This is a genomic window from Psychrobacter sp. DAB_AL43B, from assembly GCF_900168255.1.
In the GTDB taxonomy this organism is placed as follows: Bacteria; Pseudomonadota; Gammaproteobacteria; order Pseudomonadales; family Moraxellaceae; genus Psychrobacter.
The window spans coordinates 1,845,439-1,866,723 of the sequence record NZ_LT799838.1 but is presented as its reverse complement, the minus strand read 5'-3'; the positions used below and the strand labels follow the sequence as shown (position 1 = coordinate 1,866,723).

Sequence of the window (21,285 nt, the reverse complement as noted above, 5' to 3'; positions counted from 1 at the left end):
ATGATTAGGCTTAATGCTGTCAAACTCAAAATTGTTAAGTTAATACTTTTTAAGTGAAAGATAATTAAAATAATATGCAAAAAATAAATCAGACGGCAAGTTATCAAACAGCAGTTACACCAAATCCATCTACTTTACCGCCATTATTCAATCAAGTTTGTGTGATAGGTTTGGGATTGATTGGTGCCAGTCTTGCGCAAGCTATTAAAGATAATGGTTTGAGTGAACGTTTAGTGGCAGTCGATAGGCATCTGACAAGTATAGAAGAAGCGATTGCGCAAGGCTTACTAGATGCGGGCAGCGCTGTACTTGGTGATATTGTATCCGGCAGTGATTTAATCGTTATTGCCGTGCCGGTACAAGCGGCACAAGCAGTATTTGCTGATATCAAAACGGCAATGGATAATGGTCAAATTGCCACTGATTGTATTATTACCGATGTTTGTAGCACCAAGGTCAATATCATTGAAGCCGCTAAGAACGTATTCGAAACATTGCCTATAGGGCTAGTACCTGCGCATCCGATTGCCGGTGCTGAAAATTCAGGGTATCATGCTCGCCGCGCCAATTTATTTGCCAATCATAGCGTCATTATCTGTGAACTCCCAACGACCAGTAATGTAGCCATTAATAAGTTACGCCAGTTATGGGAAGCAGTGGGTGCCACCGTCATGCCGATGGCAGCTGAGCATCATGATTCGATATTGGCACATACCAGTCATTTACCACATCTACTCGCCTTTAATCTCGTTGAGCAATTGGCCAGTCACGATGACAATTTAGATATGTTTCGTTATGCTGCTGGTGGCTTTCGAGACTTTAGCCGTATTGCCGCCAGTGACCCGAAGATGTGGCACGATATATTTTTTGCCAATCAAGGCGCAATTGTCAGCGCTCTCGATGAGTACAGCGTCTACTTACAAACGATGCGCCAGCTTATCATTGATAAAGATTCAACCGCCCTGATGGGACTTTTGGGCCGCGCGCAAGCCGCACGGCGACATTTTGGCCATATGTTAGCCAGCACTCCTTATACGGATACCTCTGCTATGTCAGCTTCTTATAATATTTCACCAAGCAACACCGTGGTCGGCACTATCTCTATTCCGGGTGACAAATCAATCTCTCACCGTAGTATTATGCTTGGCAGTCTTGCAACAGGCGTGACTCATGTCACTGGATTTTTGGAAGGGGAAGATGCGTTAGCAACCTTGCAAGCTTTTCGTGATATGGGGGTGACTATTGAAGGACCTGATAACGGTAAACTGACCATTCACGGCGTGGGCATGAACGGTCTAAAACCCAGCAAGACGCCATTGTATATGGGTAATTCTGGCACCAGTATGCGCCTATTGGCAGGTATCTTAGCCGCTCAAGCATTTGATAGCGTATTAACGGGTGATACCAGTCTTAATAAACGTCCGATGGAGCGCGTGGCAGCACCGTTACGCGAAATGGGCGCGGTTATTCAAAGTACTGGTCAACAGGGCACAGCACCTTTAAGTATTACTGGTCGTACGAATGTAGGTAAGCCATTACAAGGTTTTGAGTATGATATGCCGGTAGCGTCGGCACAGGTTAAGTCGTGCTTATTGCTCGCAGGTCTTTGGGCAGAGGGAACCACGACGGTTGTCCAACCTGAAGTCAGCCGCGACCATACCGAGCGCATGTTATCGGCTTTTGGCTATCCAGTAACTGTCGATGACAATCGCATCAGTGTTGAAGGTGGCGGTACATTAACAGGCGGTGATATCGCTGTACCTGCCGATATCTCCTCAGCGGCGTTCTTTATGGTGGCAGCCGCGATCAGCCAAGATAGCGAGTTGACGTTAACGCAAGTTGGTATTAATCCGACACGTACGGGTATTATTGATATCTTAAAGTTGATGAATGCTGATATCAGCTTAAGTAATGAAACCCATGTTGGTGGTGAGCCTGTTGCTGATATCACGATTCGCAGCTCAAATTTGGTTGGCATTGAGATACCTGAAGCGTTAGTACCTTTAGCGATTGATGAGTTTCCAGTATTGTTTATTGCGGCTAGCTGTGCGCAAGGTCGCACTGTTTTAACGGGTGCAAAAGAGCTGCGTGTTAAAGAGTCAGACCGTATTGCGGTCATGGCAGAAGGGTTACAAACGCTTGGTGTTGATTGTAGGGTTACCGATGATGGTCTAATCATTGAAGGTAAAGGTATTGAAGGCAAGGGTACTCAAGCCCAAAATGATGAGGTAGATAACAGTCAGCCTGTCTTTGGTGGCGGTCATATCGTTTCACACCATGATCACCGTATTGCGATGAGTTTTGCGGTTGCCAGCTTGCGTGCTTCTCAGCAGATTACCATTGAAGGTGTCGAAACGGTCAATACCAGCTTCCCAGGTTTTGCTGAGCTTGCCACTCAAATCGGTATGTCTATTGAAGTCAATAATAGCGCTCCTTAGTTCACAATCGAGTATTAACTTGATTCTTAACTACATTGGTTTCCAAAGTTAATAAGATTGCTTGTTAACCGTTATATAAAACTTATTTAAAAACTGTTGTTGTCGTTAGCAATGTGTTCATGCAAATACAGGCATGAACACATTGCTTTTTACCTTGTATCCTACCGTAGTAACCCTGCGTTCTTGCCTATGAATTAATATCAATTGACATGAATAATTAAAATCAGGTGAGGGCGCGCTTTGCTCTAAAATAGTTGTTTCGTCTCATGACTACCCAAAATGTCGTCAAAAAATCAGTAGCTCCTATCAAAACGACCAGACGTGGCATTATTACTGCGCTGATCGCTTTTTCTATTTGGGGTATATTTCCATTATATTTTAAGCAACTATCGGCCTATGACGCGACCGAAATTATCGGTCATCGTATCATCTGGACATTTTTATGCCTGCTTGTCGTGCTTGTTGTTAGTAAGCGCTGGCAATGGATTGATACGCTTAAACAAAATCCAAAGTGGATAGCAATCACCTTTGTATCCGGTATTATTATCGCCATTAACTGGCTGACCTACGTTTGGGCAGTGAATGACGATCGTATCCTTGAGGCCAGTTTAGGTTATTTTATCGGGCCACTAGTAGGCGTGGCGTTATCGATGATTTTATTTAAAGAGCGTTTGCGTACCCTACAATGGGTAGCAATTGGCTTCGCTCTATTATCTGTCGTTATTCAAGTGCTTATGATTGGTAGCTTGCCGTGGATATCTTTGATATTAGCGTTTAGTTTTAGTACTTATGGCACTATTCAGCGCCAAACACCGTTGACCGCTGTTGATGCGATGTTTGTCGAGACTGCGATGCTGGTACCCATTTGTATCTGGTGGTTTTGGCAGGCGGATGTGGTGAGTAGCCAGCTTAGCTTTTGGTTTACCCCAAATATTTGGCTACTGATGCTAGCAGGTCCGATCACTTTGATACCGTTATTGCTATTTAATAAATCCACCAAGCAGGTCGCTTATAGTATTCTTAGTTTTATGAACTATTTAACGCCGACCTTTATTTTCTTCTTAGCTGTATTTTATTATAAAGAGCCCTTTGACTTACACCGCTTAGCAGTATTTGGTTTAATTTGGTTTGGTCTGTTATTATTCAGTATTGACTTGTGGCGTCATCGTCCTAGCAAACAGCTAAAAGCCGCTCGCATGTATGATGAAAATTTACAGAATCATTAAGTTTAAAGTCTAATTATAAAAAACGTAGTCGATAAGGATAAAATGATGTTGCACACAGAGTCTGATGTGGTATTTGTAAAAGGTCTAAAAGTAGAGGCAGTGATTGGCGTTTACGATTGGGAGCGCGCAATAACCCAGCCAATATTGATTGATATCGCGCTTGAAACAGATATTAGTAAAGCTGCTGCGTCCGATGATGTAAATGACGCGCTTAATTATAAAGCTGTCTGCGATGATGTGAGCGCATGGTGTCAAGAAATCAAAGCGGAGCTGCTTGAGCATTTGGCTGGGCAAATTGCAGATAGACTGCTTGCGAACTATTCTTGTCATAAATTGACTTTGAGCGTTGCTAAGCCTACCGCTATTAAACAGGCTGATGCAGTTGGCGTACAAATTACTCGCTATGCTAAAACTGCTGAAAACAAGCCTAATGATGCATAAAGGTTCATTCACTATGAATCTGAAAACGTTAAAAATAATTGCTCCTGAGCGGTTGCAACAGCAATCAGTGACGGCAGTATTATTAGCATTGGGTAGTAACTATCAGGCTGAAAAGCACTTACCGCGTGTCCGAGAAAGTCTAGCTGCGCTAGGGAAGATAAAGCTATCGACGGCTTTTAAAAATCCTGACTTTACCTCAACCGTCGAGCTGCCAAAACCTAACTATACCAATCAATGTATTTACCTGTCCTTGACCTCGCCAGTGGCACTTGAGCAGCTGCAACAAACCTTTAAACAATTTGAGAGTGATTGTGAGAGACAGCGTTTGATAGAAACGCAAACAGCTATCAAACAAGTGACGATGGATATTGATATTTTACTGATAAAGCTATCTAATAATAAAAATAGCCTAAGCAATGAAAATATGTCTGAATGGATAATGATGGCGGATCGTTATCCATTTAAAGCGCATGAGAGTGCGGGGATAGAGGAATTGATAGCAGGAAGTGGAACTGATTGTTAGGAAATAAGTTAGGCAAACGCTTAGCCCGTATATCACCGCTTCTAAAGCTTTGAAAGGTGCTGTTTATGTACAACAGAGTATTGAATTTTTGTTTTAAAGAGGTGGGTAGCCAAAAATTTTTCGAGAAGGATTTAGGCTTAGATCAATTGCTTAGAGAACACTTTATCGATATTCTTACGCAAGCTGCCGCCGCAGAGTTTTATGCTTGGCGTAGCAGCGTTCAGGGACGATTAGCTGAAATCATTATATTAGACCAATTTTCACGCAATATTTACCGCAATACGCCAAACGCTTTTTCTCAAGACCCTATGGCATTGGCCTTAGCTCAAGAAGCGGTAGCAGCTGGCATACTACAAGAACTAAAGAGTGTGGATGAGCGCAAGTTTATTTTGATGCCTTATATGCATAGCGAATCAAAGTTAATTCACCAACAAGCTGAGCTGTTATTTAAGAAATTTACTAATGAAGAAATATACGAGTCTGAGATCAAACATAAAGTCATCGTTGATCGCTTTGGTCGTTACCCACACCGGAATGAAATTTTGGGGCGGACTTCAACTGTCGAAGAAGTAGCGTTCTTAAAGCAACCCAATTCATCGTTTTAAGCAGACTGTCTAGGGTATCATCATTCATGCTATGGACAGGACGGTTCAGTAAGTGAGTCATTCAAATATAATATTAATTTTTAAGGCTAAAAGGATTCTATAGTCATGTCAAAAATTAAAATCCGAAGAGCGTATACAGAAAAGGGAAAGGATGATGGATACTGTATATTAGTAGACCGTTTATGGCCGAGAGGCATAAAAAAAGAGAACCTAAGTTATAGCTGGTGGCCAAAAGATATTGCACCCTCAGATAAACTGAGGAAATCCTTTGATCATAATGAGGACAAGTTTAGTGACTTTAAACAATCCTATAAAAAAGAATTAGAAGATAATGATCTTAAAGATGAGTTTCTAGACAAAGTGAAATACCAGCTTAATAAGCACAATGTTACCTTTATTTATGGTGCAAAAGACGAAGAGCACAATCAAGCGGTAGTATTGAAAGAATGGGTTGAAGAAAAAATAAACTGATAAAGAGGGTTTCCTGTTTCTATTATCAAAAAACCCGAAGCCATTTATAACCATTGGCTTCGGGTTTTTAGTTTGAGACCTTAATGCTTTTAGGATTGCGTATACTACTCAGCAACTAAAATCTAGTTCTACTTTAACTCAGCGCCTGCATCATGCATATCTTTTTGTCCAATCACATCCAAATCCTCTAAGCATAATTTATCGTATTCCTTTTTGCAAAAATCAGGATCGATTTTACACATTGCTGCCTGCAGTTGATCCAAACGGTTTTCTGACTGCTGAATATGCTCGAGCATTTTAGCAAAAGCTTCAGCGACTGGGTCTTGTGAATAGGGGTCGATACCATAAGCCTGAAAAGCGGTGTCACGTGCTGAGCTCTGTGTGCTTGTCTCTGGCTCATCTTTAGAGCTATTGCTTTGCTCTGTATTATTGATTGTAGCGGCTGCTTTTATGACGCTTTCTTGTTGCTTGGCGTCATCGACTTTTTTTACAATAGGATTGCCTTTTTCGTCGTGATGATCGGATATCATGCGCGCTGCACTGCCGACCATGGTTGCGCCTGCTGGCACAGGTTTGACAACGACCGCATTTGAGCCAATCTTGGCGTTTTTACCAACAGTAAATGGCCCTAATACTTTTGCACCCGCACCTACCGTTACGCCATCTTCTAATGTTGGGTGGCGCTTGCCGTTATTTTGTGAGACGCCGCCAAGAGTCACACCGTGATACAAGGTGACATCATTACCAATCTCGGCGGTCTCACCAATGACGACGCCAACACCATGATCAATAAAAAAGCGTCTGCCGATTTTGGCAGCAGGATGAATCTCAATGCCAGTGATGATACGCGAGCCATAAGAGATAACGCGGGCAGCCAGTTTTTGCTCATTTTGCCAAAGACAATGGGCACCGCGATGTAAAATAAGGGCGTGGATACCAGGATAGGTCAAGATAACTTCTAAGCTATTACGCGCAGCAGGATCGCGAGTAAATACCGCATCGATATCTTCTTTTAAATCTTTTTTGATGCGCGCAAGCGATTTGAAAAAATTGGTTGGCAATGACATAAATCATCCTATCGTATTTTTTATTACAATCTCTTTAGTTATAGCAGCTTTGCATCATAAAACATAGCAATGGGCTATAAATAAAAACAGATTGCCTATAGATATAAAAGCCAATCATTAGCTTTTGTATCTATAGGCGCTCGTTTCTAATTTAGCTATCGTTAGTAATATATTTTAGCAGCTCTACAACCTGCTCAGGCGTTTGCGCCCATGCCATTGCCGCCGCATCCACTTCTTTTAACGGATGGATAATATCCTCAGCATGCAGGGTGATATACGGCTTACCCAAAGCGGCGCAATATCCCGCGTCAAATGCAGCGTTCCACTGCTTGTATTTATCACCAAACCGAATGATAGCAATGTCACATTTTTGGATCATATTTTTAGTGCGAATTGCATTAACCTTTGAGGACTGATGATCGCGCCAGAATCCATTGTCATTTTTACCTAACACGTCACCTGCCGCATCGCTGGCTTCGTGCTCAGTCACGGCTGATGTGAACTTAATGTCAAGACCATGTTCTGTAGCACCTTGCATGATTTTCTGACGCCAGTCGCTGTGTATTTCTCCAGATAAATAAACGGTCCAATTCATAATAAATTCCTTTTTAGTATTAAATGCTGGTTATCATTAAATTCAGGGCAACTGCTAATTATAATTAGTTGCTGCTGTTCGACTCATAAAAAATAATAGTAATCAAATAATGTGCGTGGTTTTCGGCAGTATATCAGCCGCAGTCTAGGGTAAAAAACCGACGTACCACGACTTGTATCTAAGTATTAGTCTTTTGCAAGTTTGGCAATCAACGCACTTAACAGCTGATACTCTTTTTGATCAAGTTGGATACGTGAGCCGAGTCTAGATAAGCGTGATGGCAGTGATTTTAAATGTTCGCTATCTGCCAGACCACGCTGAACCATCAAAGCGGTAGTACGCTCAGTAAGTTGCTGTAGCTGCTGTTGAGTAATAGCAGGCTCATCCCATTGTTGGCGTACGTAAGTATTCAGCATTGGTTGTTCTGACATTTCTAAACTGTCAGTTGTGCCTAATTTATCAGTATCAGTATCAGCGTTGATGTGCGTTTGCGCGTAAGCAAAAATAAAGCTGGCAATCACTTGTACAGCTGAGGCGACATTGAGCACTGGATAAGCAGGATTGGCATCTATTTGAATATGATAATCTGCATATGCCAATTCTTCATTGGTCAAACCACGGTCTTCACGGCCGAATAAGATAGCGATATTTGGTTGGTTAGTAGTGTGAGCGGTTTGATTATCAGTAGTACTCTTAGTAGTATCGAGAGCCGCCTGTTTATCCATAAAATCTAGCATGATTTTGGCCGCTTGCGTAGGCGTTACCACAGGGCGCGGTAAATGACGACTGCGACTACTGGCAGCAAATACCAACTGACAATTTTCGATAGCAGACTCTAGCGTCGGTGCTATGATTGCGGATGACAATAAATCACTACCACCTGCGGCATGAGAGATACTGGTTTCATCAATTGGTAGTTTGGGATTAACGACTGTCAATCGTGACAAGCCCATAGTGTGCATCGCTCTTGCTGCTGAGCCAATATTGGCGGGCAGGGTAGTATTAACCATGACCACTTGTAAACAAGACAAATAATCGTTCGCTGTCTGACTTAGCGTTGACGCTGCCGGTGATGCTAAAAATGATGACACGTCGTTACTCATTGTTGCCCCAAGCGCTGGTTGATTTCTTGTTCAGCATTGTCTAATGCAATGGCAATATTTTCGATAAGCGGAGCTTGTTCGCTGATACGCTGCTCGCGGCATCGCTCTTGTAATTGACTGCTAAGGCTCACCAATTGTGTCGTGCCTAAGTTGGCACTGGCACCTTTTAATGCATGAGCAAGCTCAAAGCCATTAGCGTTATCTTCTTCTTGTTGAGCGGTTCTTAGTTGTGTGATGCGGTGCTGACAGTCAGTAAAATAGACTTGTATTAAATCAGCAAAGTCTTCTTCTAATAAGTCGCGCATGTCTTCAAACTGCTCGTTATTGATAATCTCATCATCAATCTTGGCGGTTGTATTGTTATTGATAATCTCAGCCATGGTTATGTGTCCAATAGAATAAAGTTGAAGCAGGAAAGTTAACTATAATGAATTTTTTAATACGAATGAACCTGCTAAATGTACGGAAAACGTTAGCTGTAATGAAAGTGTAAGTTGTTTTCACTAATCATACTTTTTAGCTGCTGTAAATTATCATCGCTCGGATAGACGCGCCAATGCTCCGACAACCCTACATTGGCAATGCCATATTCTTCATAAATACTGAGTCCAAGCGGCAGACAGTTATCATTGATCGAAGCGTCTGTATTGCTAAGAGCATGATTGGCATAGCTTTGTTCAGAAACGCTTTGATTAGCACTGTTTTGATAAATAGAATCTTGATTCATATCGTTTTCAAGAGCCAATAAATCGTTACCATCTTCATCATATAAGCTGCCACCCATAGCAGGATCGTAAGCACCATTGTTACTGTTGTTAATATGGCTACCTTGCTCGTCCTGATCGTTATCATAAGACAGTTTTGGTGCAGGAATAATGCTGGCTTGTGCAGACTTGAGTAACGGTTGCAGGCGTGTCAACAGGGTAATATCGCTACCATGGACTTTAATGCTGATTTTCTTCAGCCATCTTAGGCGTGCATCAACCATACTCATGGCATTATCAAGGCGCGCAAATAGGCGTCCATCACGCTCACGAATACTGCCTTTAATAATGACGACTTCATCGACTTTTAATTGCTCTTTGACACGGTTAAAGCGCTCAGCATAGCAGCTGACTTCTAATCTTGACGTACCGTCATCCAAGATAATAACGTTACGATTACCGAAGTTGGCGATATCGATAATCAAGCCGGCAAAATAACAGCTGCCGTTGTAGCCGGTATCAGCTAACTTATCGAGACGTGCGCCTGAGGTATAACGTTTTAGCTCATCTAAATACTCATTAATTGGGTGTCCGGTCAGGTATAACCCCAAGGTATTCTTTTCAGCTTTTAAGCGATGCTTATCACCCCAAATCAGCTCTGGAGTCATCACCAACGGCGGCGCAGCGACGATACCGTCCATCTCACCAAACAAATCCATCATGCCGATCTCGCGGTTTTGACGGTCTTGCTCAGCGGCTTGTACTGCGCTTGGCAATTGACTCATTAATGCACCACGAATCTCGTAAGCTTCGTCGGCTGGCAAGTCAGGTCGTAAAGTGGCGGCGAAGTCATCAAAACAGCCAGCACTTACTAATGCCTCAAGGGTGCGCTTATTGACTTTTTTGATATCGACACGGCGACAAAAGTCATATAAATCTTTGAAATAGCCATCGCGGCGGCGCGCTTCTACAATAGATTCAACCGCACCTTCACCAACGCCTTTAATCGCACCCAAGCCGTAAATGATATTGGTCGCGGTATCAGCGACAAAATGCCATTCACTACGGTTAACAGACGGATTAACCACGGTTAAATCGAAGTTTTCACGGCAATCATTGATAAAGAACACCACGTTATCGGTGTTGTTCATATCCGAAGTCAGTACTGCTGCCATAAACTCAGCAGGGTAGTATTGTTTTAAATAGGCCGTCTGATAAGCCAGCACACCATAAGCGGCTGAATGCGAGCGGTTAAAGCCGTAACCGGCGAATTTTTCCATCAGGTCAAACACGCCGCCCGAGGTGGCTTCATCGATACCTTGTGAGGTTGCACCTGTAATAAAGATATCGCGCTGCTTAGCCATCTCTTCAGGCTTTTTCTTACCCATAGCGCGGCGGAGCATATCAGCACCACCTAAGCTATAGCCAGCCATTACCTGCGAGATTTGCATCACTTGTTCTTGATAGACGATAACGCCGTTGGTGTTTTCTAAAATTGGCTCAAGATTGGGATGGTCATAAATGACTTCTTCGCGACCGTGCTTACGGTCGATATACATCTCTACCATACCCGCATCGAGCGGACCTGGACGATACAGCGCGCACATAGCGATAACGTCTTCGATGTTAGTCGGTTGCAACTTGGCAAGATACTTTTTCATGCCCATACTTTCTAACTGAAAGACGGCAGTGGTTTTGGCATCTTGCAAGAGCTTATAAGCTTTAGCGTCATCTAATGGTAAGTCTTCTAATACCAACGCCTCTTTGTTCTCTTTAGCACGGCGCTTATTGATGTTTTCAACGGCGGCACTAATGACCGTTAAGTTACGCAGACCCAAAAAGTCAAACTTTACCAGACCAACTGCTTCAACGTCATCTTTATCAAATTGACTGACACGGTGTCCTTCATCATCACAATAAATGGCACTAAAATCGGTGATTTTATGCGGGGCAATCAATACACCACCAGCATGCTTACCAACGTTTCGGCAAATGCCTTCAAGCTTAATGGCCATCTCCCACACTTCAGTGGCATCTTCATAATCCATATTATCAGGATTGGAGATTAAGTCTTTTAACTGCGGCTCTTGTTCAAGCGCTTGACTGAGCGTAATACCGGGTGTCTTAGGTATCAGTTTGGACATTTTACTGGCAAGAAAGTACGATTTACTTTGCGCGCGCGCGACGTCACGTACCACAGCTTTTGCGGCCATAGTACCAAAGGTAATGATTTGCGATACCGCTTCTCGGCCGTAAGTTTGAGCCACATAATCAATCACACGATCACGTCCTTCAATACAAAAGTCAATATCGAAATCGGGCATGGATACGCGCTCAGGGTTTAAGAAGCGCTCAAATAATAAGTCGTAATGGATAGGGTCAAGATCAGTAATATTTAGCGCATAAGCAACTAGCGAACCAGCACCTGAACCACGACCCGGTCCAACAGGCACGCCATTGGCTTTAGCCCAGCGAATAAAGTCCATGACGATTAAGAAGTAACCGGGGAAGCCCATTGATAGGATAATCTTTAGCTCATACTCTAGACGTTCATCATATCTTTGGCGAATATCGCTCCAGTTATCACTACGTGCTTCCATAGGAAATAGCTTTTCTAAACGATGTTCAAGTCCGCGCTGCGATTCTAAGCGAAAGAAAGACTCGGTGGTTTCACCTTCAGGTACTGGAAACTCTGGCAGCACGTTTATACCAAGTGTCAAAGTCACATTACAGCGCGTTGCTAAGCGCAAAGTATTATCGACAACCTGTGGAATATCGGCAAACAACTGCTGCATTTGTGCTTGAGTTTTAAGATATTGCGCATCGGAATAAGTTTGCGGACGATTTTGGTCTGCAAGTACGTAGGAGCCAGCAATACAAACCCGCGCTTCATGAGCATCAAAATCATCTTGCTCTAAAAACCGTACGTCGTTATGGGCAATAATAGGTATATTGTGTTTAGCACCGGCATGAATAGCAGCGTTAATAAAAGCGTCTTCACCTGAGCGATTGGTCCGCTTAATAGCAAAATATAGGCGATCGCCAAACTGTTCTTGCCATTCTGTAATCAGCTCATCGGCTTTTTCTGGCATAGAGCCAACTAACGCTTGACCGACATCAGATTTTTCGGTAAATAAGACGATGACACCAGCCGCGTGCTCTAAAATATGGCTGCGCTTGATGACAGGCGTGCCATGATTGGTAGGGTCGGCGCGACCTTCGGTAAAGCCAAGCGATACAATACGGGTGATGTTTTGATAACCTTCGTTATCCATTGCTAGCAGAGTTAGGCGCGTGTCTTCATTCTCCATGATGACTTCACTACCGATGATTGGCTTGATACCAGCACCTAAGCAGGCACGGTAAAACTTTACCGTAGCATAAAGATTGGATAAATCGGTCAAGGCAAGCGCGCTTTGATTGTCTGCCGCCGCCGCTTTAATCAACGGCTTAATACGGACGATAGAATCGGTAATTGAATATTCGCTGTGGATGCCAAGGTGTACAAATGCCATAGAAGACTCTTACTGATGCGATCGAGAAGGAATGAGTTGTATGATGATAAATTTTTCATTATCAATACTTTATGTTTTTTTAGGGCGTAGTAAAACGCTAAAGTTTGTGTTTTTAAGGTTTAAATTTGGTCGTTAATAATAGCATTATTTGGCGTAGACAGCCACTGATTCGGTTGGTTTAATCTCTTTGAAACACATAGATAAGTTATTTGGGTAATATAAAAACTACATAAAAAATCATATTAAAAAGCCCTCTACACTATAAAGGATAGAAGGCTTTTTTTAATGACTAGATAAGACAAGCTTTAGCCTAATATCCAACCACCGCTGCATCGACAATACGTGGGTCGGATGCACCGTAAACACCGTTTGGCGTCATCATAATTGATTGCGTTGAACCCATGGCTGATTTTGGACTGACGGTATGTCCCATTGATTCAAGTTTTTTAACGGTATCGATATTTAATGCTTTTTCAACTCGAATCTCATCGGGTAGCCATTGGTCATGAATACGAGGCGCGTGAGTGGCCTCAGCGATATTCATATCGTGATCGATGACGTTTGAGATGATTTGCGTAACGGTGGTAATGATGCGGCTACCACCTGGGCTACCAGTGACGATATAAGGTTTACTATCTTTAAATACCAGTGTAGGGCTCATAGAAGATAAGGGACGTTTATTTGCTTCTACCGCATTGGCTTCACCGCCCAGTAATCCATAACCGTTAGGGACGCCCGGCTTGGCAGAAAAATCGTCCATTTCATTATTGAGTAATATCCCTGTACCTTCAGCGACGAGACCAGTACCATAAGAAAAATTCAGCGTATAAGTATTGGCGACTGCGTTGCCGTCTTTATCAACGATAGAGAAATGCGTGGTTTGATCACTCTCATAGGGTAGTGGATTATTGGCTTTGATGGTTGCTGCTGGCGTGGCTTTGTTTGGATTGATTAAACTGCGCAGTTTATCGGCATAAGCTTGTGAAGTTAAGCCGCTGGCAGGTACATCGATAAAGTCAGAATCACCCAAATACTCAGCACGATCTGCATAAGCCAATTGCATTGCTTCTGCCATTAAGTGAATGGTTTGTGCGCTGTTTTGGCCGTAGTCTTTTAATGGATAGCCTTCTAAAATATTTAAAATCTGTACGATATGTATACCACCAGAAGATGGTGGTGGCATCGAGACGATCTCATAACCGCGATAATTACCTTTCACAGGTTCACGAGCGATGGCTTCATAATTGGCTAGATCCGCTAAGCTCATATTACCGCCAGCTTCATTGACAGCCTTGACCAATTTACGGGCGGTTTCGCCTTTATAAAATCCATCAGCGCCTTTTGCTGCAATTAGCTTTAGCGAATGAGCAAGCTCCGGCTGTTTTAAGCGTTCACCGGGCTGATAAGCGCTGCCGTCAGCTTTAAAAAATATCTTTTTAGTACTAGGCCATTTTTGCATACGATCGCTTAAGGCGGTGAGCGACTCAGACAAGCCAGCGGTGACTTCAATACCGTTCTCTGCTAATGCAATCGCTGGTGCCATGACTTGGCCGCGGCTCATCGTACCGTGATCTTCCAACGCTTTGAGTAAGCCTGCGACCGTACCCGGTACGCCAACCGCTAAGCCATGATATTGAGATAAGTCGCTAACCGCATTGCCATCCTTATCAAGATACATATCGCGCGAGGCGCTACTAGGGGCTTTTTCGCGATAATCTAGCGCCACCGTTTTGCCTTGCTTAGCATCATAAACCATCATAAAACCACCGCCACCGATATTGCCAGCGCGCGGCAGAGTGACTGCTAAGGCAAAACCAACGGCCACAGCGGCATCGACCGCATTACCGCCATCTTTTAAAATCTTTAGTCCGATATCAGAAGCGAGCGCTTCTTGGGTAGCGACCATGCCATTTTTTGCCCAGACAGGGTGATGGATAGCGTCTTCAGAATAGATGGCTTGATCAGCTTGGGCATTGCTAGTCGTGGATTTGAGACTATTGCTTTTGGATCGAGTAATACGTTTGGTTTCGGACAATACCGTTGGAGCGTCATTCATAATCGCTAGGTTTATGGCGCTGGTATTGATCGAACTCGTATTTATGGTACTTTTAGTGGGCTCAAGAGCATGAGCAGATACAGAGACTAAAAAGGTACTACTAATAAATACAATAGCAGCTTTAATTTTTGTTTTGTTGCGAGAGTGATGACGGTGAGCGTCCTGATGAATTTTTGAGTTTGATTGATGCATCGTAAAATCCTTTTTACGTGAAAAAAGAGGGTAAGGTGTGATTGCGAGTGTTATTGGTCAATATTGTTACTGGTTAATCACACAAATATCTTACCTCAAAAAATAGATGGTTACTAAAATTAGATAAATAATTAAAAGATTAATAATTGTATTACAATAAAATTTTGTTATTAATCTCACTTTATCCAAAATCTCTGGAGGTTATTATGAATAAATTATTAGCAGCAGCGACAGGCTTAGCTTTTGCATTTAGCGCTGCCCAAGTACAAGCTTCGCCGACTATCGAAGAGTTTATGTCTTCTGAGAATGGGTCAGGTTATTTTAATTGTGCTTATAAACTTAAAATTGCCAGCAAAAAATGCTTGGTAACAACCTCAACTATTAATTCTTCAAAGGATTCTAGATCTAAAAAAATCTTTGGTTCGAATGAAGACCTACCGTTACTGACCATCAAATGGACAGATGGTGACAGTAGCCGTTATGTAGATATAGGCGGTGATGAGGTCTATGAGTTAATTAATTTAGCAGACCGTAAAAGCTATAATTATAAAACGATTAAAAATGGTCGCCAAAGTATAGATTTTACAAAAGGCTTGGTCATTATTAATGATGACTATAAAGAACATATCCGCTTATGGTAACTAACTTTACTACTTGGTTGATGTGTAATGCGAAGCGCTATCTCATTTGATAGCGCTTTTTTTGCTTTTTAAATATAAAATTGATTATAAAATCTTAATAAATTGATAGATTTGTCTAAAAAAGTGTCTGTACTATTCCTCAGTTGTAAACTTTTATGTTATAAATAACAGAATAATTACTAAATTTATAAACGTCTATTTTTAGCAAATAAAGGGATTTTTATGGGGCAGCTTACTTCTCAAAAACGCACCTTAGCGCATCGTTCTCAAGTATCAGTTGTACAATCATCGATTACCGATAAACATCATCCTATAAAGCTTGCTGTTTATGCGCTTGCCGCCGTTAGCGCAACGACGATTTTGATGGGCTGTCAGACAAATACAGGTTTGTCGCAGTCTAGTCAAACACCTGCCACGACCATAGATTTTAGTGTTGCAGACAGCAACCGTAATCAAGCGCAATCTCAAGCCTTTACCAGCCAATTAAATGCTAGTGCCGAGCAGTATCAACAGCTATTTGATCAAAGCAAAAACCCCAATATGGAAACGCACGCTAAGACCCGTCTGCTTAGCGCTATTCAAAAACATTTAGCCAATGAGCATGTCGCTGTTTCGCAAGCCAATTATCACTCTGTTCCTTATATTAAAGCCGATAGTATTGATGCCGGCTCAAGCAGTTTTTTTAGAACACTGCTTGAGCTTTATCTCTCTAAAAACACAGAAACAGATGATTATAGTGAATACGAAGAAGCGGCTGACGCGACTGAAGAAGATGGCGAAGTAGATAATGCTGCAGATAGCTACCCTGAAGAAGATAGCTATGCAGCGGCATATAGTGAAGTCGAAGCGGCTACTGCAACTGAGGTACTATCATATGATGAGCTTGGCTATGACCAACATGGTTACGACGAATATGGCTATGATGAAAACGGTTACGATAGAGATGGCTACGATGAATATGGCAATTCTCAAGATAGTAGCGATGATGAAAATGACAGTGATTATGGCGATAACAGCGACAGTGACTACAGTGACAGAGGTTTAGCATCAAAAATTCGTGGCATAAATGTTCATGGTTTACTTAATAATTATGAAGACATGCAAGCCAGAAAAGCCGCAAATGGCACTCAGGATGAAAACGCCATTCGTACTTATCCTGGAATGCTAACCCAACTTGTCAATATGTTCATTCGCACCCCTGAGCAAGTTGAAGCAATGAATGCTTACCAATACCAATATTTAACGGTCAATAGCGTCAGTCACTATAAACCACAGCAAAAACAGTTACAGAGTGTTTATAGCTATGATTATGTGTCGCCAACGATTAGCTCATCTATACAGATTCCTCTTGCCCTCGACTTTACTAAAAGCGCAATCACTATCGATCCATCAGCATTGATGCCCATCTTGGCACTGGGTGATCCTGAACATACACCGCTACCAGCACAAATGACCTCGCATACGGTGAATTTTGGTTTACCTGAAGCTATTACCTCGCAAATACCCTCAGCCGTGATTTATGATGCCGTCATTGCTGCTCTCCAAAACAGTATGGCAGAGCTAGAACCGGAGTATTTCAGCGCTGTTGATATTCGTGATGATCAGTTTGCTAGGCAAGTCGGTGCTGATAGGGCAGTCAAAGTCTACTTTGGTAGCCGGCAAAGTGGTGAGATGATAGGAAAAATGGTAAAAAATATCTCACGCTCACTACAAAAACATATCGATGAAAATCCTAGTAGCTATCCTGATGATACGGTGCTCAAAACAGCGATTGCCAAGATTGAGCTATACAATAAAGGCTATCAAAGTGCCGATATTGGTGCATTACTACAGCTGGTAGAAGCAGTTAGTCCTATTTCTTTTAATCACATCAATTATTACTACTTAGATGGCTCAGATCGTCTACTCGCCAAGCAACAACGAGTCAATATCGGCAGTGATTTTTTTGGCTCACAAAATACAGTTTTGAATCAGACTCGCTACGATAACGCCAGTTTTAATAAGAATTCGTTAACGCCATTATTGGCACAGTCATTTGGTGCAAAAGCACCTGCAGCTATAGATGGCAATGCTTGGCTTGCAAAACAGCGCCAGCAAGAAGAGAGGCTTGAGAAGGCTCGTTATGCACGTTATGACTATGTGGAAGCTAGTACCGATTATGCAGAGGCAAGCACCGACTATGCAGATGGCTATGGAGATGATGGCTATGCAGGTGATGATAGTAGCTATATAACGGATGAAGCAGCAGACATGGAAACTGAGGCAGAAGCATTCGAAGGCAATGACTGAGACGTTATCACGTTTAATCATAATCACGGTCAATCATAGTTGCACCATGTATAAAGTCTTTATATAACGCCTTTTAAGGATAAAAAAATGAAAAAGTTGAATGATGATAGTGTGGCATTGTCTGATATCAAAAAAACAAAAAAAATGTGCTCAGCGCCTTCTAAATCAGTGATGATGTTGAGTGCTCTGGTAACGAGTACGCTACTGATGACGGCTTGCCAGTCTACCAATTTGAGTCAATCTAAGAGTTTGAGTGCAGATAATACTTCTAGCGCTGCCAAAGCAGCATTAGCAACCGCGCTACAGCAGCAGCGGCGACAGTCTTTTGCCTATCATAGTAATATTGAGATTGTGAATCAGCAGCAGTTTACAGACATCGATAGTACGCAATTGGCGGTGTCAGAAGAGGTTGGTAGCTATTGTGATGCCACCCACGACAATGCTTATTCTGAGTTACTACTCAGAGTGCAAGCAGACAATAAAGATATTGCAGCGCTTGATTATGATGCTCAGCGCGGTGTACTTAAGCAGTCTTATCTAGTATGTGCTGATGCTTATCAGGCATGGAGAGACAATCATTATGATAGTACGGCTTATAGCGTTGATGAGGCGGCTGAGGATATTGTAGATGCAATAGCAGCAGAGGAGACAATGGCGACATCAGTTCCAGCGTCTGATATGGATTCCGCTAGCGAAGCAAGCATTGCTAATGTCTCTATTACTCCTGTTTCACCCTATTACGAAAAGCTGTTTAATGAATATGACAGCAAGCAAACCAAGCTAGATGTCAAAAAATCACAACTATTGGATGCTTATTTGCTACAGCCATTATCTATGAATGCGCAGGGCGTTTATCAGCCACTGGCTGGCAAGTTTACGATGTTGGGTAGTGTGCAGTATTCGGCGCGCAACCATCATAGTAGTATCAATCAGCCTATTTACGTCGATTTTAAAACGGGTAGCCTCTATCTATGGGCGGACAATTTTGCATTACTGACATCGAAGCTTGCCGATGATAAATTAGGTACCAAGTGGCAAAACAAATGGCTGAAAATAGCGCTTGATGATGGTACGTTACCCAGAGGTTTTGGTCGAGCCGTGGTAAAAAGTCATATTGAGGCAGGAGACAGGGTTTATGCCAAGGCTGCTATGAGTCAATTTGATTTTATAGCGCCAAACATGCTGACGGCACTTTCACCTAAATTGACTGAACAACAGCTAGCGCCTATGCTTAATAGTGCGAAAATTATCCGCCGTGTGAGAAGTAACGCTGAAGATGAGCAAGCTTATAAAGACTACATGGATACTTTTTATCAGCTTATAACTCAGCAATATCCTGAGCTAATCATAAAAAGCAGCTCTAATACGCAAGATGACGATTACCCTGCGGATGGTAAAATTACCAGTAAATGGTTGGTCCAGCAAGGTTTAGAAAAAATGAAAGATTTTGCGGATGATAAAAATCTAAAAACTCAAGAAAGCTCATTAACTGAACTCACATCACCTGCGCTAAGTTCGAGCCTGCCTGTGCAAGAGCTATATGGTTTTAGTAAGAGTGGTCAATTGCAATGGCAGCATAGTCGTCATTATCTTCCGACTAAAGAAAGTACTGAAGCCACTGCGCAAAACAGCTTCATTATCGACGCACTTAATCAATATATGCCTATCCGTGCGCAAGATAAGGCATTTCCTAACTTACCTAGTGACAGTCAGGTGCCTAATGCTAGCAACAGTATTGATCTAAAACAATATAGCGCTGAGCTTGCAGAGTATTACCGTCAAGGCAATGGTACAGCGATGGGTAAAATGCTGTTTAATGTACTACCAATGTATAAACAGCGGTTTAGCACCATAGATTAAGAGACGGGGCTTGATAAAATAGGTTTGGGATCGCTCTAGAAACTAGCATAAAGCATAAGCTATTAAACGATTGAATTCTTAAATAAATCAGCAAAAAAGCGCACCGGCTAACCGATGCGCTTTTTTAAATGGTCAGATTTTAATTAATTAATAGTAGTCAATCACATGCCTTGCTGTTGATGCTTGCCATGCATGTTACGGTTTTTTGAGCCATGATGACCTTTTGCTTGTCTTTCTGATTTTAATTGTGCCATTTTCTTACGTTGTTCGGTAGTCAGCACTTGAGAGATTGCATGTTGCATTTGCACGCGTTCGATAAAGCGTTGTTTGGTTTTTGCGGCTTGCTGATCCGCAAGACGATTGATGGCAGCATTATCCAAGGTATTAGCATTCGTCAATGCCTGCATCTGCTGCTGCATTTGCGCATGTTCTGCTTGATATTTCGTGCGCTCATTTTTGCGATCACTATACTTTTCTTGCATGATGGCTTTGATTTTCGCTTGCTGCTCGGCTGTCAAATCCAACTGTGCCATTGGACCTCTCATACCGCCTTTGTTTATACCTTCTTGATGATGCTTTTGCATTTTGCTAGTTGTTGGCGCAGTATCGGTGGTTGCATTGACACTGGTACAAGCAGTCACTGTAAATACGCTAGATATCGCTAATACTGAGCCCATAAATAATTTTTTCATTGTAATATCCTTGATTGGTTGTCTGAACCTGCTTTTAATAGAGCCTATGATAGAGCAGATAGACGTTACGATGCTTTATGAAAGATTAAGAAAGGTAACGTTTATAGCGAATTGATAATCAATTGACTGATAGTATGGCTAATAAAGCGATCTAGCGCTGAAGGAGAAAAATGTGCCACACATATTACTAGGCGATGACGACGAAGAATTGACCCAGTTGTTACAAGAATACTTGCACAATCATGGTGTGACATGCGACTGCGTTCACGATGGTGAAGCCGTTATAGAGCGGTTAAAAACAGCGATGCATGACGACTTACCTTATGATTTATTGGTGCTTGATATTATGATGCCAAAGATAGATGGACTTAGCGTGCTACGTCAGCTGCCAACTATCAGCGATATTCCGGTCATTATGTTGACGGCTAAAGGTGAGGAGATTGACCGTATCATTGGACTTGAGCTTGGTGCGGACGATTATATTACCAAACCTTGTAATCCACGTGAATTGCTGGCACGTATTAATGCCGTGATTAAACGTACGGCTACCCCTTTTTTAGAGCATACCCCGCTACCAGCCAGCCGTTTGCATCTTGACCAGACCCAGCGAATTTGTCAAATAGACAATATAGCGTTGCAAGTGACCGGTACAGAGTTTGACTTATTGGTTGCGTTATTAAAACAAAAGGGCGAGGTGGTGAGCAAAGCATGGCTGTCAAAAAACGTCTTGCAGCGTGAATTACAGCCGTTTGACCGTAGCCTTGATGTGCATGTTTCACGCCTACGTAAAAAACTCCAACCTTTTCATGATGAGCCGATTAAGGCGATTCGTGGTAAAGGTTATCAGCTGGTAATTTAATGACTGAC

General features: G+C 42.4%; 17 protein-coding genes. 10 read left to right on the top strand and 7 right to left on the bottom strand.

Annotated features, from left to right (window positions below; translation table 11 throughout):
• The first annotated feature begins 74 nt into the window (after positions 1 to 74).
• The 6 genes from DABAL43B_RS08075 (at position 75) to DABAL43B_RS08050 (ending at position 5,704) form a co-directional block, all read left to right on the top strand.
• Positions 75 to 2,438, top strand: coding sequence for a bifunctional prephenate dehydrogenase/3-phosphoshikimate 1-carboxyvinyltransferase (locus DABAL43B_RS08075; RefSeq protein ID WP_079691885.1), 2,364 nt, complete (start codon positions 75 to 77; stop codon positions 2,436 to 2,438).
• 266 nt (positions 2,439 to 2,704) lie between these two features.
• On the top strand, positions 2,705 to 3,664 hold the full coding sequence (gene rarD / locus DABAL43B_RS08070) for an EamA family transporter RarD (RefSeq protein ID WP_079691884.1): 960 nt from the start codon (positions 2,705 to 2,707) through the stop codon (positions 3,662 to 3,664).
• Positions 3,665 to 3,706: 42 nt separating this feature from the next.
• Positions 3,707 to 4,105: a dihydroneopterin aldolase gene (folB, locus tag DABAL43B_RS08065; protein WP_413771815.1), complete on the top strand. Its 399-nt coding sequence runs from the start codon at positions 3,707 to 3,709 to the stop codon at positions 4,103 to 4,105.
• A 13-nt stretch (positions 4,106 to 4,118) separates the two neighbouring features.
• Positions 4,119 to 4,628, top strand: coding sequence for a 2-amino-4-hydroxy-6-hydroxymethyldihydropteridine diphosphokinase (locus tag DABAL43B_RS08060; RefSeq protein ID WP_227516660.1), 510 nt, complete (start codon positions 4,119 to 4,121; stop codon positions 4,626 to 4,628).
• A 65-nt stretch (positions 4,629 to 4,693) separates the two neighbouring features.
• The gene (locus tag DABAL43B_RS08055) at positions 4,694 to 5,233 is read left to right on the top strand and encodes a DUF924 family protein (RefSeq protein ID WP_079691881.1); all 540 of its coding nucleotides are present in this window, start codon (positions 4,694 to 4,696) and stop codon (positions 5,231 to 5,233) included.
• Positions 5,234 to 5,338: 105 nt separating this feature from the next.
• Positions 5,339 to 5,704 (top strand): DUF488 domain-containing protein, encoded by a 366-nt coding sequence (locus DABAL43B_RS08050; protein WP_079691880.1) that lies wholly within the window; start codon positions 5,339 to 5,341, stop codon positions 5,702 to 5,704.
• A 128-nt stretch (positions 5,705 to 5,832) separates the two neighbouring features.
• Here DABAL43B_RS08050 and cysE read toward each other — a convergent pair whose 3' ends face one another.
• The 6 genes from cysE to ggt form a co-directional block, all read right to left on the bottom strand.
• Positions 5,833 to 6,732 carry a serine O-acetyltransferase gene (gene cysE, locus DABAL43B_RS08045; protein WP_254423063.1) on the bottom strand — a complete coding sequence of 300 codons (900 nt, stop codon included), beginning with the start codon at positions 6,730 to 6,732 and terminating at the stop codon, positions 5,833 to 5,835.
• A 190-nt stretch (positions 6,733 to 6,922) separates the two neighbouring features.
• Complete coding sequence (locus DABAL43B_RS08040) at positions 6,923 to 7,366, bottom strand: YtoQ family protein (RefSeq protein ID WP_079691878.1); 444 nt, start codon at positions 7,364 to 7,366, stop codon at positions 6,923 to 6,925.
• A gap of 185 nt (positions 7,367 to 7,551) precedes the next feature.
• The gene (locus DABAL43B_RS08035) at positions 7,552 to 8,469 is read right to left on the bottom strand and encodes an RNA methyltransferase (RefSeq protein WP_079691877.1); all 918 of its coding nucleotides are present in this window, start codon (positions 8,467 to 8,469) and stop codon (positions 7,552 to 7,554) included.
• Positions 8,466 to 8,849: an Hpt domain-containing protein gene (locus tag DABAL43B_RS08030; RefSeq protein WP_079691876.1), complete on the bottom strand. Its 384-nt coding sequence runs from the start codon at positions 8,847 to 8,849 to the stop codon at positions 8,466 to 8,468. Before DABAL43B_RS08030 ends, DABAL43B_RS08035 begins: the two co-directional genes overlap by 4 nt.
• A 92-nt stretch (positions 8,850 to 8,941) precedes the next feature.
• Positions 8,942 to 12,688, bottom strand: a complete 3,747-nt coding sequence (gene dnaE, locus DABAL43B_RS08025; protein WP_079691875.1) for a DNA polymerase III subunit alpha — start codon at positions 12,686 to 12,688, stop codon at positions 8,942 to 8,944.
• 310 nt (positions 12,689 to 12,998) lie between these two features.
• On the bottom strand, positions 12,999 to 14,936 hold the full coding sequence (ggt, locus tag DABAL43B_RS08020; RefSeq protein WP_227516659.1) for a gamma-glutamyltransferase: 1,938 nt from the start codon (positions 14,934 to 14,936) through the stop codon (positions 12,999 to 13,001).
• Positions 14,937 to 15,142: 206 nt separating this feature from the next.
• Between ggt and DABAL43B_RS08015 the strand changes: the two genes are divergently transcribed.
• The 3 genes from DABAL43B_RS08015 to DABAL43B_RS08005 all read left to right on the top strand — a co-directional run bounded on the left by DABAL43B_RS08015 (position 15,143) and on the right by DABAL43B_RS08005 (position 19,726).
• A complete protein-coding gene (locus DABAL43B_RS08015) occupies positions 15,143 to 15,577 on the top strand; it encodes a hypothetical protein (RefSeq protein WP_079691874.1) in 435 nt (144 codons plus the stop codon).
• A gap of 222 nt (positions 15,578 to 15,799) precedes the next feature.
• A complete protein-coding gene (locus tag DABAL43B_RS08010; RefSeq protein WP_079691873.1) occupies positions 15,800 to 17,866 on the top strand; it encodes a hypothetical protein in 2,067 nt (688 codons plus the stop codon).
• An 87-nt stretch (positions 17,867 to 17,953) separates the two neighbouring features.
• Positions 17,954 to 19,726, top strand: a complete 1,773-nt coding sequence (locus tag DABAL43B_RS08005; RefSeq protein WP_079691872.1) for a hypothetical protein — start codon at positions 17,954 to 17,956, stop codon at positions 19,724 to 19,726.
• A 161-nt stretch (positions 19,727 to 19,887) separates the two neighbouring features.
• Here DABAL43B_RS08005 and DABAL43B_RS08000 read toward each other — a convergent pair whose 3' ends face one another.
• Positions 19,888 to 20,418 (bottom strand): Spy/CpxP family protein refolding chaperone, encoded by a 531-nt coding sequence (locus DABAL43B_RS08000; protein WP_079691871.1) that lies wholly within the window; start codon positions 20,416 to 20,418, stop codon positions 19,888 to 19,890.
• A gap of 172 nt (positions 20,419 to 20,590) precedes the next feature.
• On the opposite strand from DABAL43B_RS08000, the gene DABAL43B_RS07995 reads away from it, so the two are divergent.
• Positions 20,591 to 21,277 carry a response regulator transcription factor gene (locus DABAL43B_RS07995; RefSeq protein WP_079691870.1) on the top strand — a complete coding sequence of 229 codons (687 nt, stop codon included), beginning with the start codon at positions 20,591 to 20,593 and terminating at the stop codon, positions 21,275 to 21,277.
• Positions 21,278 to 21,285: the final 8 nt, after the last annotated feature.

Bases quoted from the DNA above. Each gene is read 5' to 3' on its own strand.
- folB (WP_413771815.1), top strand. From the start codon at position 3,707: ATGATGTTGCACACAGAGTCTGATGTGGTATTTGTAAAAGGTCTAAAA.
- DABAL43B_RS08050 (WP_079691880.1), top strand. From the start codon at position 5,339: ATGTCAAAAATTAAAATCCGAAGAGCGTATACAGAAAAGGGAAAGGAT.
- DABAL43B_RS08040 (WP_079691878.1), bottom strand. From the start codon at position 7,366: ATGAATTGGACCGTTTATTTATCTGGAGAAATACACAGCGACTGGCGT.
- DABAL43B_RS08005 (WP_079691872.1), top strand. From the start codon at position 17,954: ATGAAAAAGTTGAATGATGATAGTGTGGCATTGTCTGATATCAAAAAA.
- rarD (WP_079691884.1), top strand. From the start codon at position 2,705: ATGACTACCCAAAATGTCGTCAAAAAATCAGTAGCTCCTATCAAAACG.
- DABAL43B_RS08000 (WP_079691871.1), bottom strand. From the start codon at position 20,418: ATGAAAAAATTATTTATGGGCTCAGTATTAGCGATATCTAGCGTATTT.
- DABAL43B_RS08030 (WP_079691876.1), bottom strand. From the start codon at position 8,849: ATGGCTGAGATTATCAATAACAATACAACCGCCAAGATTGATGATGAG.
- dnaE (WP_079691875.1), bottom strand. From the start codon at position 12,688: ATGGCATTTGTACACCTTGGCATCCACAGCGAATATTCAATTACCGAT.
- DABAL43B_RS08055 (WP_079691881.1), top strand. From the start codon at position 4,694: ATGTACAACAGAGTATTGAATTTTTGTTTTAAAGAGGTGGGTAGCCAA.
- DABAL43B_RS08075 (WP_079691885.1), top strand. From the start codon at position 75: ATGCAAAAAATAAATCAGACGGCAAGTTATCAAACAGCAGTTACACCA.
- DABAL43B_RS08060 (WP_227516660.1), top strand. From the start codon at position 4,119: ATGAATCTGAAAACGTTAAAAATAATTGCTCCTGAGCGGTTGCAACAG.
- DABAL43B_RS08035 (WP_079691877.1), bottom strand. From the start codon at position 8,469: ATGAGTAACGACGTGTCATCATTTTTAGCATCACCGGCAGCGTCAACG.
- DABAL43B_RS08010 (WP_079691873.1), top strand. From the start codon at position 15,800: ATGGGGCAGCTTACTTCTCAAAAACGCACCTTAGCGCATCGTTCTCAA.
- ggt (WP_227516659.1), bottom strand. From the start codon at position 14,936: ATGCATCAATCAAACTCAAAAATTCATCAGGACGCTCACCGTCATCAC.
- DABAL43B_RS08015 (WP_079691874.1), top strand. From the start codon at position 15,143: ATGAATAAATTATTAGCAGCAGCGACAGGCTTAGCTTTTGCATTTAGC.